We start from the raw sequence: 16,013 nt of genomic DNA, 5'->3' as shown, positions 1-16,013 counted from the left end.
CAGGAACTGGTGAGCATTTGAGCAGTATCAAACTTAGAGAACCATCTACGGTGAATGACATGACAGTGAATAATAAACTGACTTCCTTAGCAGCAGTGCTTGCTGCGACAACCGCGATACCTGCCGCCGCCGAACTTAAATATGAAAACAACACAGGTGGTTATGTGTTGCTATACGGGCAGCTGCACCCTGCGTTGATCTCGGTCGATGATGGCGAAGACACCGAGACCCGCGTGCTGGACAACGACCTTTCGAATAGCCGGGTCGGACTTGAGCTGTTACAGCCTTTTGGGAACAACGATTTCACATTCCGGCTGGAAACCGGATTGGGACTTCCGAATTCAAGCGAGTGGAACCAGTTGGGCACTGATTTCAGCGGTTGGACTCGCGAAGACATCCGGCATGTAGATTTCGCTCTGGCGGGTGACTGGGGTAAATTCTCTGCTGGTCAGGGCAGCATGGTGGCGGACGGTGCCGCCGAAGTGGACCTGTCCTATGTCGGGACCGCGCTGTATTCTTTCACTAATGACGAGAACGGCGGTTTTTTCTATCGCGGCACTGACGGTTTCCTAAGCGATATCACCGTAGGCGATTCCAGCAGCAACTTTGACGGCGCGCGTCGTGGCCGTGTTCGTTATGATACACCCGAGTTCAGTGGATTCACCGCTGGGCTGGCATATGGTCAGAACATCCTGTCCAGCAGCGATGACGATGACTATTATGATGTTGGCCTCAGATACAACAACACCTTCGGTGGCGGGGTCGAGTTTGCTGCAGCCATTGCTTACTCGGTTCGTTCGGCTGACGATGGATCAGGGGATCGCAAGGATACCATCGGTTCCGCGTCCGTTCTGCTGCAGAGTGGGTTGAGCTTCACCGTCGCTGCGGGCACGCGCGACAATGATGCGGACGGTGCGTCTGATCCGAACTACTTCTATGGAAAGATCGCGTATGAAGATCAGTGGGTCTCCTGGGGCAAAACCGGTATCGGGATCGACTACTATTCGGGTTCGGACTTCGTGAATGACGGGTCCAGCACAGACGCTTGGGGCATCGCTGTCGTTCAGCGTATCGACAGCATCAATACAGATGCCTACCTGAAATACCGCAATCACGACTTCGAAGATGGCGCTTCGTTCGACAACAACGAAGCCTGGGTGTTGGGCGCCCGCTGGAAGTTCTGAGCTCTCAACTCAGTAATGATCAAACGCTCCGGCCCGCGCCGGGGCGTTTTTTCGTCTGTGATATGGGCAAAACGGGGCTGAAAAGGCCTTTGCCTCTTGCACGCGGGCGGCTGGGCAAATAGAAGGCGTCAAATTTGCCCGGCGCGCCCGTTTTGCGCGCCCCGAATCCTATGGGGACTACCATAATGCAGGTTACCGAGACGCTGAATGAAGGTCTGAAACGCGGGTACAACATCGTTGTGACCGCTGCCGAGCTGGACAACAAGGTCAACGAAAAGCTGACCGAAGCGCAGCCCGAAGTCGAAATGAAGGGTTTCCGTAAAGGTAAGGTGCCGATGGCACTGCTGAAGAAGCAGTTTGGCCAGCGCCTGCTTGGCGAAGCGATGCAGGAAACCATCGACGGTGCGATGAATAAGCACTTTGAGGACAGCGGCGAGCGTCCTGCACTGCAGCCCGAGGTCAAGATGACCAACGAGGACTGGAAAGAAGGCGATGACGTAGAAGTTGCTATGTCCTACGAAGCACTGCCCGAAATTCCAGAGGTTGACCTGAAATCGGTCGAGCTGGAGAAGCTGGTTGTCAAAGCTGATGACGCAGCCGTTGAAGAAGCGCTGAACAATCTGGCCGAGACCGCCCAGAACTTTAAAGCGCGCCGCAAGGGTTCCAAAGCCAAGGATGGCGACCAGATCGTTTTCGACTTTGTTGGCAAGGTTGACGGCGAAGAGTTCGAAGGTGGTTCGGCTGAAGATTACCCGCTGGTTCTGGGTTCGAACAGCTTCATCCCTGGCTTTGAAGAGCAGCTGGTTGGCGTAAAAGCCGAGGAAGAGAAAGACGTGAATGTTACCTTCCCTGAAGAATACGGTGCCGAGCATCTGGCCGGTAAAGACGCCGTATTCACCTGCACCATCAAAGAGGTGAAGGAACCGGTTGCTGCCGAGGTTGACGACGAACTGGCCAAGAAATTCGGCGCCGACGATCTGGCTGCACTGAAAGAACAGATTGGTGAACGCCTGGAAGCCGAATACGCAGGCGCATCGCGTGCGGTTATGAAGCGCGCGCTATTGGACGTGCTGGATGAGAAAGTTTCGTTCGACCTGCCGCCCTCATTGGTGGAAGCCGAAGCCAAACAGATCGCACATCAGTTATGGCACGAAGAGAACCCTGAAGTTGAAGGCCACGATCATGATCCGATCGAGCCGACTGAGGAGCACAACAAGCTGGCCGAGCGCCGCGTGCGTCTGGGCCTGTTGCTGGCTGAACTGGGCCAGAAAGCCGAGGTTGAAGTCACCGATGCCGAGATGACTCAGGCGATCATGAACCAGGCACGTCAGTACCCAGGTCAGGAACGTCAGTTCTTTGAGTTCGTGCAGCAGAACGCTCAGATGCAGCAGCAATTGCGCGCGCCGATCTTTGAAGACAAGGTTGTCGACTACATCGTCGAGCTGGCTCAGGTCGCAGACAAAGAAGTCGGCAAAGACGACCTGCAAAAAGCCGTTGAGGCACTGGAAGAGGAATAATCCTCTTCCTCCCCCCAGCCAGGGGCCACAAAAAAAGCGGAGCCGTCTGGAAATTAGACGGCTCCGCATGGGTGGCTTTGTACTATGAGGTGAGGGGGTCAGGCCTCATGAGCAAAAGCACGGGGGGTCTGTAACAGAGCGGTCTTTTGCTCTGGGGTGAATGTATCGGTCAGCGCTTCGATCAGTTTCAGCACTGCCTGTCTTTCCACTTCGGTCTTGGCCGCACTCATCTGTTCGACAAAGTACTTCTCAAGATCGGTGAGCGGCTTGTGGTCGCGGTTTGCCGGGTTGGCAGCCGCTGCCTTTTTTGCCTCAAAGAACTCCAATGCCTTTTCTTCTTCGATAAAGACATCGTGGTGGATTTCAGCAAATTCTCGAAGGCCCGAAATCCTTTCTTCGGAGCAATCCAACAAGGCTGCCATCGCCGGCACTTTGCCCATCGGTACTGTTTCGCCAACATAATCGTAGGGCGCACAGTTCGAGCGTTTGAGAACGCGGTTCATGACCGGGTCGATGACGGTGATGATGTCTTGAATACCCGCGCTGCGGCAATATTCCAGTGATCCGATCATCAACTCGCAGGTCGCATATGAGACCGAGTTTTTCTCTTTCCCTCGGGTCAGTCGCTGCGTATCGACACAGAAGCGGGTCGATTCCCACATGGTCGCGCTGCGCATTGGTGCTTCGCCGCATAAGATATCCGAGAACACATCTGAAAGCATGTGCGGGCCGGTGGTTTGGAGTGCACGTACTGCGGCCACGACGTTCCCCTCATCGTCGAGACCGATTACATATGCAGGATCCAGATGATCGAATTGATCGATTTCTTTCCCATCTTCGATGTTAACGTCCCAACCAAGTCGCCCGCCAAAAACCCGAGCGCGCAATTCGAACATATCGTCGAGAACTTCGGTGAACAGATGTCTGTTCAGCCCATCAACTACCAAAATCATGTTAACCCCCTTCGAGTGATCTGTCTGTGGATAAGACGTTACTCGGTTTCCACAGCGAATCTATTGGGGGTTTCCCGTAATATCGGCTTTTTTTAGCCCAATTTTGGCAAGATTTGGCTTTATCCTGGGTAGATTAAGCCGATTCCGATGGCGCGACCGACGGCCTGCGGAGTCGTCAGTGCATTAAGCTTTTCGCGAGAAGAGCGCAAGTGCACCTCAACCGTACGGTGCGAAATCGACAGAATATCGCCGATATCCTGCTGTGATTTGCCTGCTGCCGCCCATTGCAAAATCTCCAACTCGCGGCTGGAGAGGGTCGGGTGGTATAGCATTCGGCTGATTGTATCCGACGTCATGACGTTGTCATGAATGTGTACGGCCAAAGATTGCAGGTCACTTATCACGTTGGGCACCAGTTTCTTCCACTCTTCCCGGCTGCATTCACGCACGGCGCTGAGCAGGCCGATATCTCCGTACGGCCCGCGCACAGGAATCGTAATGCCCTGATCTGGAATGCCAAAATCATGTGCATCACGAAAAACGCGCTGGAAATCTTTGCCCCGTTCAAGACGACTCCAATCTACGGGCGCGATGCTACGTTGACTCATGTGCAACGTCGGATCGATCAGATGCAGACCTTGTTCTTGATAATGAGCTTTCCAGTCATCGCTATAGGTCACATGGCCGTGGATGGTTCCTGCGGCAGGGTTCATGCCAGCATAAGCGGCATGGTCCATTTCGTATTTGTCACAGACTTGGCGCAGGAACTCGTCATACCGAGTATCCTGTTCTGGAAGGGTGCTGAGATCAACAATATCCATACGGCAACGACCAGCTAGACCCGAGTGAGCGGGCGGATCCCTTTTTCCAGGAAAAAAGATACTGTCTTCCCTGACGTCAACAAGGACACCACATTTCCCACATCATGACAAGAAGCTAGGGGAAATGTCTGCCTTTTAAAGGGAAATGTGCCATTGGTGCACATCTTTATGGCGTCCTTTGCTTAGGTCAATGTCAGATTTGTGGTGCCCATTCCGAAGTTTATCGGGTGTTTGAGTGGTTATGCGCATACTTTACGAGGTGAATGCGCATTAATAACGTCTATTTTGTGGCGGAAACTAGACCGGTTTCAACTAGCATACCCCTCTTCTTAGCTTCGGGGTAGTACCCTTTCGCATAGAGAAAAATAGCGCGCTGTTGATCGCCGTCCGACAATAGCCACGCGCCGCGTAGGTATTTACCTGCAAATTCCAAGTTTGTGTCTGCGTCCAGCAATCCCTGGGCATTACCAGCATAGCCCATAGATCGCGCGGTCGCAGGCAGGATTTGCAACAGCCCATAATAGGGGCGGTTTACCGCCCAGGGACGATGTGTGCTTTCGCGGATGGCAAGTTTGTGCACCAACTCTCGTGGAACCTCGTAGTGATCGGCCCATTTGTTGATCGAGGCACGCAGTTCCGGCGTCTCATTGGGATAGAGGGGCGGGTCGAAGGTATCGGTGCCACCTGAAGCGTTGGGGCCACCACAGGCGGCAAGTGGCGCAAAGAGCAACAAGGTCAAAACGCTGCGGCGAAGGAGAGGGGTCATATATATGCTCCTGATATCGAAGGGCGATGATATGAAACCTTCGCCAGTCCGCAAGTCTCGGCGATCAATCGGGCTAAATCTTGCTGGTGGCGATAAGAAAACAAAAAAGGCCGCACATAAGTGCGGCCCTTTGGATTCGTAAAAGCAACTGGATCAGGCTTTGGCTTCGTCTTCTTCAGCCGGAGCTTCTTCGGCAACCAACTCATCGTCATCCGACGCGGCCGAGCCGATGTCGTCAAAGAGTTCAGCGATTTCGAATTCAGCGGCGGCTTCTTCTTCAGCAGCCAGTTCCTGAATCGATTTACCTGATGCCTGCAGTTCGGCTTCTTCTTCCGAACGCGCGACGTTCATCTTGATCTCGACTTCAACCTCGGGGTGCAGTTTGACTGCCAGCGAGTGAAGACCCAGTTCCTTGATCGGGGCGATCAGAACAATCTGTTTCTTGTCGACGGTGAAGCCTGCGTCGGTCGCAGCGTCTGCGGCGTCACGCGGGGTGACCGAACCGTACAGAGCGCCGGCATCTGACGCCGAGCGAATCACGATGAACTGCTGACCGTCCAGCTTTTCAGCCAGCGCTTCGGCTTCTTTCTTGGTTTCCAGGTTGCGTGCTTCAAGCTGCGCTTTCTGGGCTTCGAACGATGCGATGTTCGATTCGGATGCGCTCAGTGCTTTGCCCTGAGGCAGCAGGAAATTGCGGGCGTAGCCGGGCTTGACGTCAACGACGTCGCCCATCTGACCCAGTTTCGCAACGCGTTCCAGAAGGATAACTTGCATGTCAGTCTCTCCTTACTTCACGGCGTAGGGCAGCAGGGCGAGGAAGCGGGCGCGCTTGATAGCACGGGCCAGTTCACGCTGCTTTTTCGCCGAAACGGCGGTGATGCGCGAAGGTACGATCTTGCCGCGCTCAGAGATGTAGCGCTGCAGCAGACGGGTGTCTTTGTAGTCGATTTTCGGCGCGTTCTCACCCGAGAACGGGCAGACCTTGCGGCGGCGGAAAAATGGTTTTGCGGCCATGGGTTATGTCCTTTCCTCAGGCGTTGATCAGCGGCGCTCGCGGCGGCCTTCGCGCTCATCGCGCTTTTGCATCTGGACCGAGGGGCCCTCGTTGTGCTCGTCGACCTTGATGGTCAGAACGCGCATAACGTCGTCATGCAAGCGCATCAGGCGTTCCATTTCCTGAACCGCGCCCGAAGGGGCATCGGTTTTCAGAAAGGCATAGTGGCCTTTGCGGTTCTTGTTGATCTTATAAGCCATCGTCTTGACGCCCCAGTACTCGCTGTCTACGACGTTGCCGCCGTTGTCAGCCAGAACGGTGCCGAAATGTTCGACAAGGCTTTCTGCCTGCGCGTTGGACAGATCCTGACGCGCGATCATTACATGCTCATACAGTGGCATGTGCACTCCTGTTTATATCAAGGCGCATTTCAAAGGCGGGGTCATTGGTCCTTCGCGACCCTGCCACGAGAGGCTGCGCGATTCATAACCTTTGCGAAGGATGGCCCCGTATACACGTTTGCGCGGTCGGGGCAAGCCCTGCCATGGATGCCTTGGTGAAGTCGCCCAATTTCCTTTGGTGTGCCCAATTCCTGACGCTTTTCGCCCCGAGGTTGTTCATGAAGACCGGAGTACCCGGCAGTTTGGAAAAATTAGACAGGGCAAGACAATGGCCGTCATGAACACAAACACTTTTGAACAATCTGCGTCTCGCGCAGCATTTGAGAAATCAGTTCCCGTTCTGATTACCTTCGCGCCGAACTGGCGTGCACGGATGGTTCTTATGCGTGTCGTAGGTGCTTTTCTGATCCTCTCGGCATTTTCAATGTGGCTTATGCCTGGCTCTGTCATGGGGGCCGAGGTTTGGCCGATCAAACTGGCCGCATCGATGATGTTCCTGATTGTTGGCGTCAGTCTGCTGACCATCGAGGTCATGGATTCACGCCCAGATGCTTATTTTGATCCGATCCGCCGCGAAGTTCGCATTTTGCAGAAAAATGAAAACGGTCGGCCGCAAACGGTTCTGCGCCGCAGCTACGACTCGCTGGGCGGTGCGAGATTTGCGGATGATCAGGTTGAATTGTTTGATGTGGATGGCAGCCTGCTGATGAAGCTGCCGCTACAATCGGCGGATGTCAGCTCAGCGCTGAAAGGTCAACTCAGCCAAAACGTAACAATTTTCGCCTGAATTTTATTCTGTTCAAAAAGGAACAGATTCTGTGAATCAAAAAAACTTGTGTGCTGCCCTTGGGCAGCACATTTTTGTTGGTGAGCAACCCACCCGGTTTGCGACAACACCATTGCGGAGATTGTTATGAAATCCACCCTTCTTGCCGCTGCTCTGGCCGTTTCGGCCACGACTGCTTTTGCCAGCGCAGAAAAATACACGCTGGACTCCAGCCACAGCCAGGTTCTTTTCAGCTATAATCACCTTGGCTTTTCTACCACTTACGGCATGTTCTCGGGCTTTGAGGGCGAGATCATGTTCGATCAGGAAGATCCCGCCGCTTCCAGCGTGACCGTATCGATGCCGGTCGTCGAGATGATCACCGGCTGGAAACCTCGCGAAGATCACTTCATGACCGAAGATTTCTTTGGCGTGACCGAGGGCGACCTGATCACGTTTACCTCTACCGGTATTGAAGTTACCGGCGAAAACACTGCCAACATCACGGGCGATCTGACCATGAACGGTGTTACCAAATCGGTCGTACTGGACGCCAAGTTAAACCAAGTGGGCGAACACCCAATGGCGGGCAAACCCTGGGCCGGTTTTGACGCCACCACAACACTGGTGCGCAGCGAGTTCGATCTTGGCCAGTTTGCACCCTTCGTCGGCGACGAAGTCGAGGTTCGCATTTCGGTAGAGGCCCAGAAGGCCGACTAATCCGACGTTGACGAACTCTGTTACCGCCGGAGGCAACCCTCCGGCGGTTTTTTCATTCCTGGTCGCGCTCTGCCGTCAATTCAACTGTGACAGCGACAGTGAAGCCTAACGAATCTTCAGTGGGTTGCGATGTGCCGACGTTGAAATCCATGCGGTTGAGCTCCAGACTGCCGGACATGGTCGCTTCGTCGTCCGCAATCTCCAGCGTGAACGGCAGAACAACATCAACCGATTTATCCCGGATCGTCAGAGGCCCACGTGCTTCGTAGCCTGTTTCTGTTTTGAGAAGATCAGCTTTGAATTGAGCCGTGGGAAATGTCTTGCTGTCGAAGAAATCCGCACCCATCGCCTGATCGGTGACCGTACCAAGGCTGAGTGATCCGATCGCAATGGTCACATCGACCGATCCCGCCAGTCCCGGTTCGGTGGGGTCCTCGAACGCAATCGCCGCAGTCCAGTCGGCGAATTCACCGGTCACCGGGCTCCCCAACTGGGAAATCGTGATCGACAGGGTGCCTTCCTCAACTTCCCACTCTGATTGGACATCTTCAAGCTCTGCAGTGTCCACCGAGGCTTTGCCGTGGTCGTCAAACTCGCCAGTGGCCCAGCCGACGACGAGCACCGCAGCCCATATTGCCAAAGCGGCAAACGCGGGTACGGTCGAATGGTGCTGTGCTGGTGGCTGTGGCGCCTCGGATCGACCCGGCAGCATGCGGCGCAGAGTGCTGTCTCTGTCCACGACATGGTGTTTCAACGCACCCGCGATATGTAGCAAGAGCGATCCGGCCAGTACCAAGATGAATAACCAATGAAAGGCGGCGGTTAGCTCGGCGAGAAATGCCGATTTTGGAACAAACGGCAGGTTCTGACCGAACGGCCAGAGAATTGGGGCAAAGCCTTCGGCGGCGGCGTGGTGGATCCAGCCACTGAGTGGAACCAATATCAGCGAACCGTAAAGTAACCAGTGCACGGTTTCAGCGGCAAAGGCCTCGGGCTTGTTATCGGCGTTGAGCAGACCGGGTTTTGTTTGGTTTAGAGCCCAGAGGATTCGTGCCAGAGCCACGAAGAACACGGTGACCCCGACGGTCTTATGCAACGAAAATAGCCGGGCCGCGCGGGCGATATCATCCTCGGTCGTTTGGATGTTTGGATCATATATCGCGTGGGCCAGTTCATTCGCGAACCAACCCAGTGGCAGAGCCGTCAGGATCAGCAGTGCAGTCAACCAATGAAATGCTTTGGTTACACCACCATAGCTGGACTGGGTATTTGTCAGGGGCATTGTTTAGCTCTCCGCATTTCTGGGTTGCGGGTAAGTTAAAGGGATGCTGTGCGGACACAAGGCGGAGAAATGCACAGACAAGGTGTCCTGATGCAGAACGCATGCAACGCTTGTGCAGCGTCGTCAGTCAGTTTACACCCCGCCGCAATCTAACGTCATCCATGAGGTTGCAATGACACGCGCATTCGTTTTCCCGGGGCAGGGCGCCCAGACCATCGGAATGGGCAAAGCACTGGCCGACGCCTATCCCGCCGCGCGCGCCATTTTCGATGAGGTCGATGAGGCCTTGGGCGAAAAGCTGAGCGATCTGATCTGGGAAGGCGATATTGCTGAATTGACGCTGACGCAAAATGCCCAGCCTGCGTTGATGGCGACATCGATGGCAGCGATGCGTGCACTGGAGGCTGAAGGGGCGTCAATCTCGATGGCGTCCTATGTGGCGGGACACTCGCTGGGTGAATACTCGGCTTTGGCCGCTGCCGGTGCTTTGTCGGTTGCTGATACCGCACGGCTGTTGCGGACGCGCGGACAGGCGATGCAAAGCGCTGTACCAGTAGGTGAAGGCGCAATGGCCGCAGTCCTGGGTCTGGACCTAGAAGCAGTGCGTCTGGTGGCCGAAGAGGCCGCGCAGGGAGAAGTTTGTCAGGCTGCCAATGACAACGATCCGACTCAGGTCGTCGTCTCGGGTGCAAAGGCCGCTGTTGAACGCGCTGCCGAGATTGCCAAGGAAAAAGGTGCCAAACGCGCGATTATGTTGCCTGTAAGTGCTCCATTTCACTGTGCGCTGATGCAACCTGCTGCAGATGTAATGGCAGACGCTCTGGCTGCCGTGGAAATCAAGGCACCTGCCGTGCCGTTGGTCGCGAATGTTCGGGCCGATGCTGTGACCGATCCGGATGTGATCCGACAGCTGCTGGTGGAACAGGTCACAGGTTCGGTTCGGTGGCGAGAGAGCGTGCAGTACATGGTCGCACAAGGTGTGACCGAGGTGTGGGAGATCGGCGCGGGTAAAGCTTTGTCTGGCATGATCCGCAAGATTGATCGTGCGCTGTCCTGCACGGCGGTTGGATCGCCTGAAGACGTACAAAAAGCCGTTAACCCCGGCGCATAAACAAAAGACAGTCGCCGGTTTCGGCGGCCAGAGAGGGAACATAGATGTTTGATTTGACAGGTAAGAATGCGCTAGTCACTGGTGCTTCGGGTGGAATTGGAGGCGATATCGCTCGCGCTCTGTACGACGCTGGTGCCACTGTTGGCCTTTCCGGAACGCGAGTAGAGCCTCTGCAAGCCTTGGCTGACAGTCTGGGCGACCGTGCGCATGTCCTGCCTTGCAACCTGAGCGATCCCGAGGCCGTCGAAGCACTGCCGAAACAGGCAGTCGAGGCGATGGGCTCGGTCGATATTCTGGTCAACAACGCGGGCATCACGCGCGACAACTTGTTCATGCGCATGTCAGATGAAGAGTGGCAGAGCGTGATCGACGTGAACATGACCGCCACTATGAAGCTGTGCAAAGGCGTGATCCGGGGCATGATGAAGGCGCGCTGGGGCCGGATCGTGAACGTTTCGTCGGTAGTGGCTGCGATCGGGAACCCGGGTCAGGCGAACTATGCCGCCTCCAAGGCCGGTATGATCGGCTTTTCCAAGGCGCTGGCGCATGAGGTGGCAACCCGCGGCATCACTGTGAACGCGGTTGCGCCGGGCTTCATCACCACCGCAATGACCGAGAAGCTGACCGATGAGCAAAAGAAGGGTCTGCTGCTCAAGGTTCCGGCAGGTCGTATGGGTGATCCACAGGAGATCGCAGCCGCTGTGCTGTATCTTGCAAGCCCCGAAGCAGGTTATGTTACCGGAAGCACCTTGCATGTGAATGGCGGTATGGCCATGTTGTAGTCGCAATTCGGGGCGGATGCGAAAGCGTTTGCCTTGTGCGTTGTCTGTGCTATAGGCGGCGCATATGCGCAGGAACCGGTCCAAGGGCCGGTTCTCTGATTTCCCGGGGACCCGGGACCCAAACCGCCCGGAAAGGGCAAAACAAGTCCATCCCGAACGGGCAAGGGCAGAACCGGGCGGACAGCCCTGAAATGAAATGAGGAATAGACATGAGCGACGTCGCAGATCGCGTAAAGAAGATCGTTGTTGAGCACCTGGGTGTTGAAGAGGACAAGGTTGCTGAAAATGCCTCGTTCATCGACGATCTGGGCGCAGACAGCCTGGACACCGTTGAGCTGGTAATGGCATTCGAAGAAGAGTTCGGCATCGAGATTCCGGACGACGCTGCCGAGACCATCCAGACATTTGGCGACGCGGTCAAATTCATCAGCGAAGCTTCCTAAGCTTATCGTTCTAAGACAAAAGCGGCGCTTCCGGGCAACGGAAGCGCCGTTTTTTTGTGCCTGACGTAATTCGCGCTTGCCTTGATCTGTTGAGAATTCGCAATCTGGCGCTTGAGGCAAAAAATGAGCGGGTAAGGGCATGATAAGATCCATCCCGATGATCAATACTGCGCGTCTGACCTTGTGTGCGATGCGCCCGGAGGATTTCAACCGTTTCGCCGAGATCTGGCGTGATCCGAAAGTTGTGCGACATATCGGTGGCACCCCGAAGACGCGTGGCGAGGCCTGGGATTCCTTCCTGCGCAACGCTGGCCACTGGCAGATGACTGGTTTCGGTCAATGGGGTGTGTTGCTGCAATCGAATCGCACTCTGATTGGGCAGGCCGGGTTCTTTTTCGGCAACCGCGAGCTCGGAGAAGATTTTGATGGCTTCCCCGAAGCAGGATGGGTTCTGGACCCAGAGTTGCAAGGGCAGGGGTACGGGCACGAAGCCGCCCAAGCCGCGCATGACTGGTTCGACCGCGTCATACCTGGCCCGCTTGTCGCGCTGATTGATGCCGACCACGCAGCGTCTCAGCGACTGGCTGAGAAGTTGGGCTACAAGTTGCTGCGTGAGGCAGAGTACCTCGACACGGCGGTTCATTTGTTTCGTCGTGATGGACCCCCGGCGCGGGTCTGAAACGCTTATACTTGAGCAATGCCGCAAACGGCATTTACTTTGCCGATCCCGGGAAAAGATGGGAGGGGCGGCGGAGATATGGTATCGTGGTATTGCCATTTGAGTGAGCGGAGGAAAAGGCTCATGAGAATTTATCCCACGATGGAACTACAGAACGGTCGCTGTGTGACGCTGGACAAGGGGCGTCTGGATGACGCGATGATCTGGCATGTGAATCCGGTAGAGACCGCGCGAAGCTGGTCGGCTGCAGGCGCAGCATGGATGCAACTGACGGACTTCGATGCCATCGAAGGACGTGACACCAATGCAGAGCTGGTTGAAGAGATCATTCGTTCGTCCGAAATGTCCGTGCAGTTGGCCGGTGGCATGCGGACGCGCGAGCAGGTTGAATATTGGATCAACAAAGGCGCTGGACGAATCGTAATCGGGACGTTGGCGGCCTGGGACCCTCAATTGGTTAAAGAACTGGCTAAGCTGTATCCTGATCAGATCGTATTGGCAGTTGATGTCTGGCAAGGCCAGGTGATGACCGAAGGTTGGCGAAGCCAGAGCGCCTTTACACCGGAAGCGTTCATTGAAGCATTTGCAGATACACCATTTGCGGCCATTTTGGTCACTGACATCGATAGCGACATGGAAGATGTCGAGGCGCAGCTGGGGCTGATCTCGGGTCTCGCCGAGAAATCACGCACACCGATCATTGCAAGCGGCGTCGTCCGTACTGCAGATGATATTTCGCGCCTTGCCTATATATCGAATATTTCAGGTGCAATCGTTGGTCGCGCACTGTTCCGCAAAACAGTTGATTTGTCCGAAGCTTTGGAAGTTGCAAAATCGGCGCATGAGCCGGTCGCTGAATTCCAGTAAACATAGCGCAACAGAAAACCCGGCCGTTATATGCTTGATGTCGGTCGGGTTTTCACTTTTTCACGCATTTTAGATTACATGGCAGAGTTTTGAACGATTTCCGGTTTGGGGATACCGAGCCAGATTCTGCCGTTGCTCTTGCCCCCGCACCCCGGGCCGGGGTATGAGCGGTTCTCATAACAGGAAGCAGGCAAGAGGCACTTCATGCGCAGAGTCGTCGTAACCGGTCTTGGATTGGTCACTCCTTTGGCCAGTGGGGTTGAGGAAACATGGTCGCGGCTGCTGGACGGCGAGTCCGGTGCAGGCCCGATCACACATTTCGACGCTGAGGCAAGCGGGGTCACCACGACCTATGCCTGCGAAGTGCCGCGCGGAGATGGCACCGACGGGACGTTCAATCCCGATGATTGGATGCCACCGAAAGAGCAGCGCAAGATTGAGGATTTCATCCTCTATTCGATCGCGGCTGCCGAGATGGCCTGCAATGATGCCAATTGGCTGCCCGAGGACGAAGAAGACCGCCTGCGCACGGGCGTTCTGATCGGTTCGGGTATTGGCGGGCTTGGGTCGATTGCCAACACAGCAAATCTGATCCGTGACAAGGGTCCGCGTCGAGTGTCACCGTTCTTTATTCCGGGCGCGCTGATCAATCTGGCCTCGGGTCAGGTATCGATCCGGCATGGTTTCAAAGGGCCGAACCACTCGGTCGTGACCGCGTGCTCGACCGGTGCTCATGCGATCGGCGACGCTAGCCGCATCATCCGCGCCGGAGATGCAGATGTGATGATCGCGGGCGGCGGCGAGGGCTGCATCTGCGAAATCGGTATCGCAGGCTTCAACGCCTGCAAAGCCTTGTCGACCAAATATGCCGATGACCCGAAGAAGGCGAGCCGCCCCTATGATATTGACCGCGACGGTTTCGTCATGGGTGAGGGCGCGGGTATCGTGGTTCTTGAGGATTACGAACACGCTAAAGCTCGTGGTGCGAAAATTTACGCGGAGGTGCTGGGTTACGGTATGTCCGGCGACGCCTATCACATCACTGCTCCGTCTGAGGATGGCGACGGGGCCGAACGCTCGATGAAAGCAGCGCTGCGCAGCGCGGGGCTTGAGCCAAAGGACCTAGACTACATCAACGCGCATGGCACCTCGACCATGGCGGATACGATTGAATTGGGCGCGGTCGAGCGTCTGCTGGGGGATCACGCCAGCAACGCGACCATGACCTCGACCAAATCAGCCACCGGTCACCTGCTGGGTGCTGCTGGTGCGATTGAAGCGATCTTCTCGATCCTTGCGATCCGCGATCAGGTCGCTCCGCCGACCATTAATCTGGACAACCCGGCAGTTGAAACTCCGATCGATCTGGCCCCGGATGCCAAGCGCGAGCGTGAGATCAATGTGGCCTTGTCAAACTCGTTCGGATTTGGCGGCACCAACGCAAGTGTGATCTTCGGAAAGGTCAGCTAAATGTGGCGAGCGCTCGCTTCGAACGCGTTGACTATTCTGATCGTTGGCCTGTTCCTGATGGGTGGCGTCATCCTGTGGGGGCAGTCGCAGTACAAGTCCGAAGGTCCCCTAGAAACTGCGATCTGCCTGCAGGTAAAGCCGGGCTCTAACATGACAAGAGTCAGCCGTGATCTGGAGGATCAGGGTGCGATCAGCAGCGGATTGATTTTCCGCTTAGCTGCTGATTACGCAGACAAATCTCAGCAGCTGAAAGCGGGTAGTTTTCTGGTTCGCGAAGGCGCGTCGATGGAACAAATCGTCGACGACATAACCCATAGCGGCGCCAGCACCTGCGGGACCGAAATCGAATACCGCATCGGTGTGACCCGTATGCAGACCCGCGTGCGCGAACTGAACCCGGCGACGCTGGATTTCGACGAAGTCGCATCCTTCGTAGTCGGTGAAGAGGAAGCGCCTGAAGCCTATGCAGAAAAACGCAGCGAAGCGGATACGCGCTATCGCATTTCTCTGGCCGAAGGCGTCACCAGTTGGCAGATTGTCGAGTCGCTGAAAGCGATGGATTTGCTGACCGGTGAAGTGGCCGAATTGCCTGCCGAAGGGATGTTGGCCCCTGATAGCTACGAGGTCAGACCCGGTGAAGATCGGAATGCAATTCTTGCTGAAATGCAGGAAAAACAGCAGCTTAGAATTAATGCGGCGTGGGAGGGGCGTCAGGACGGTTTGCCTTTGAACAGCCCTGAAGAGATGCTGGTTCTGGCTTCGATCATCGAAAAAGAAACGGGTCAACCGGAAGAGCGCGGCCAAGTGGCCAGCGTTTTCGTTAATCGTCTGAACCAAGGTATGAGGCTGCAGACTGACCCGACCGTGATCTATGGCGTGACCAAGGGGCAGGGCACCTTGGGTCGCGGATTGCGGCAAAGCGAACTGCGCCGCGCGACGCCTTGGAACACCTATGTCATCGAGGGGTTACCGCCCACCCCGATCGCCAATCCGGGTCTTGCGAGCCTTGAGGCTGCGGTGGCACCTGACAACACGGATTTCATCTTCTTCGTTGCAGACGGGACCGGTGGTCATGCCTTTGCAGAGACCCTGCAAGAGCACAATCGCAACGTCGCAAAGTGGCGCGAGATCGAGGCAGAGCGAAATTCAGGGAACTGATCTGATCGTCCGACTTGTACAGGTTTGAAACGGCATGTTGTCCGACTTGTACAGCTTGAATTCATAGCCGCAATAAAGAAACGGCCCGGTCATTCGACC

At 55.7% G+C, this 16,013-nt stretch carries 18 protein-coding genes; 11 read left to right on the top strand and 7 right to left on the bottom strand.

What is annotated here, in order from left to right:
• Positions 1-59: 59 nt before the first annotated feature.
• On the top strand, positions 60-1,184 hold the full coding sequence (locus ACR0DU_RS10995; RefSeq protein ID WP_480874495.1) for a porin: 1,125 nt from the start codon (positions 60-62) through the stop codon (positions 1,182-1,184).
• Between the two features lie 185 nt (positions 1,185-1,369).
• Positions 1,370-2,701, top strand: coding sequence for a trigger factor (gene tig / locus ACR0DU_RS10990; protein WP_480874837.1), 1,332 nt, complete (start codon positions 1,370-1,372; stop codon positions 2,699-2,701).
• Between the two features lie 98 nt (positions 2,702-2,799).
• Here the strand turns inward: tig and ACR0DU_RS10985 are convergent, their stop codons facing one another.
• The 6 genes from ACR0DU_RS10985 to rpsF form a co-directional block, all read right to left on the bottom strand.
• Complete coding sequence (locus ACR0DU_RS10985) at positions 2,800-3,654, bottom strand: acyl-homoserine-lactone synthase (protein ID WP_480715454.1); 855 nt, start codon at positions 3,652-3,654, stop codon at positions 2,800-2,802.
• 119 nt (positions 3,655-3,773) lie between these two features.
• Positions 3,774-4,475: an autoinducer binding domain-containing protein gene (locus tag ACR0DU_RS10980; RefSeq protein WP_010442079.1), complete on the bottom strand. Its 702-nt coding sequence runs from the start codon at positions 4,473-4,475 to the stop codon at positions 3,774-3,776.
• 280 nt (positions 4,476-4,755) lie between these two features.
• The gene (locus ACR0DU_RS10975) at positions 4,756-5,241 is read right to left on the bottom strand and encodes a transglycosylase SLT domain-containing protein (RefSeq protein WP_480874490.1); all 486 of its coding nucleotides are present in this window, start codon (positions 5,239-5,241) and stop codon (positions 4,756-4,758) included.
• A gap of 153 nt (positions 5,242-5,394) precedes the next feature.
• Complete coding sequence (gene rplI, locus ACR0DU_RS10970) at positions 5,395-6,015, bottom strand: 50S ribosomal protein L9 (protein ID WP_010442081.1); 621 nt, start codon at positions 6,013-6,015, stop codon at positions 5,395-5,397.
• Positions 6,016-6,027: 12 nt separating this feature from the next.
• Complete coding sequence (rpsR, locus tag ACR0DU_RS10965; protein ID WP_005608650.1) at positions 6,028-6,255, bottom strand: 30S ribosomal protein S18; 228 nt, start codon at positions 6,253-6,255, stop codon at positions 6,028-6,030.
• Positions 6,256-6,282: 27 nt separating this feature from the next.
• Positions 6,283-6,636: a 30S ribosomal protein S6 gene (rpsF, locus tag ACR0DU_RS10960; protein WP_029622013.1), complete on the bottom strand. Its 354-nt coding sequence runs from the start codon at positions 6,634-6,636 to the stop codon at positions 6,283-6,285.
• A gap of 277 nt (positions 6,637-6,913) precedes the next feature.
• Here rpsF and ACR0DU_RS10955 point away from each other — a divergent pair, with 277 nt between their 5' ends.
• Together ACR0DU_RS10955 and ACR0DU_RS10950 are read left to right on the top strand one after the other, a co-directional pair.
• Positions 6,914-7,423, top strand: coding sequence for a hypothetical protein (locus ACR0DU_RS10955; RefSeq protein WP_480874487.1), 510 nt, complete (start codon positions 6,914-6,916; stop codon positions 7,421-7,423).
• 126 nt (positions 7,424-7,549) lie between these two features.
• The gene (locus tag ACR0DU_RS10950) at positions 7,550-8,122 is read left to right on the top strand and encodes a YceI family protein (RefSeq protein ID WP_319544825.1); all 573 of its coding nucleotides are present in this window, start codon (positions 7,550-7,552) and stop codon (positions 8,120-8,122) included.
• A gap of 52 nt (positions 8,123-8,174) precedes the next feature.
• On the opposite strand, the gene ACR0DU_RS10945 is transcribed toward ACR0DU_RS10950, so the two are convergent.
• Positions 8,175-9,404 (bottom strand): cytochrome b/b6 domain-containing protein, encoded by a 1,230-nt coding sequence (locus ACR0DU_RS10945; protein ID WP_480874483.1) that lies wholly within the window; start codon positions 9,402-9,404, stop codon positions 8,175-8,177.
• A gap of 172 nt (positions 9,405-9,576) precedes the next feature.
• On the opposite strand from ACR0DU_RS10945, the gene fabD reads away from it, so the two are divergent.
• The 7 genes from fabD to mltG all read left to right on the top strand — a co-directional run bounded on the left by fabD (position 9,577) and on the right by mltG (position 15,914).
• The gene (gene fabD / locus ACR0DU_RS10940) at positions 9,577-10,515 is read left to right on the top strand and encodes an ACP S-malonyltransferase (RefSeq protein WP_170472247.1); all 939 of its coding nucleotides are present in this window, start codon (positions 9,577-9,579) and stop codon (positions 10,513-10,515) included.
• Positions 10,516-10,559: 44 nt separating this feature from the next.
• Positions 10,560-11,297 (top strand): 3-oxoacyl-[acyl-carrier-protein] reductase, encoded by a 738-nt coding sequence (fabG, locus tag ACR0DU_RS10935; RefSeq protein ID WP_010442087.1) that lies wholly within the window; start codon positions 10,560-10,562, stop codon positions 11,295-11,297.
• A gap of 209 nt (positions 11,298-11,506) precedes the next feature.
• On the top strand, positions 11,507-11,740 hold the full coding sequence (locus ACR0DU_RS10930) for an acyl carrier protein (RefSeq protein ID WP_008756330.1): 234 nt from the start codon (positions 11,507-11,509) through the stop codon (positions 11,738-11,740).
• 139 nt (positions 11,741-11,879) lie between these two features.
• A complete protein-coding gene (locus ACR0DU_RS10925; protein WP_170779888.1) occupies positions 11,880-12,419 on the top strand; it encodes a GNAT family N-acetyltransferase in 540 nt (179 codons plus the stop codon).
• Between the two features lie 123 nt (positions 12,420-12,542).
• A complete protein-coding gene (locus ACR0DU_RS10920; protein WP_010442089.1) occupies positions 12,543-13,286 on the top strand; it encodes a 1-(5-phosphoribosyl)-5-[(5-phosphoribosylamino)methylideneamino]imidazole-4-carboxamide isomerase in 744 nt (247 codons plus the stop codon).
• A 204-nt stretch (positions 13,287-13,490) separates the two neighbouring features.
• Positions 13,491-14,756: a beta-ketoacyl-ACP synthase II gene (fabF, locus tag ACR0DU_RS10915; RefSeq protein WP_480874478.1), complete on the top strand. Its 1,266-nt coding sequence runs from the start codon at positions 13,491-13,493 to the stop codon at positions 14,754-14,756.
• Positions 14,757-15,914, top strand: a complete 1,158-nt coding sequence (gene mltG, locus ACR0DU_RS10910) for an endolytic transglycosylase MltG (protein WP_170773193.1) — start codon at positions 14,757-14,759, stop codon at positions 15,912-15,914.
• The last annotated feature ends 99 nt before the right edge of the window (positions 15,915-16,013 follow it).

The organism is Ruegeria sp. G2, assembly GCF_056533505.1.
The sequence above is the reverse complement of the archived record's forward strand: the minus strand, read 5'-3'. Positions and strand labels throughout refer to the sequence as shown.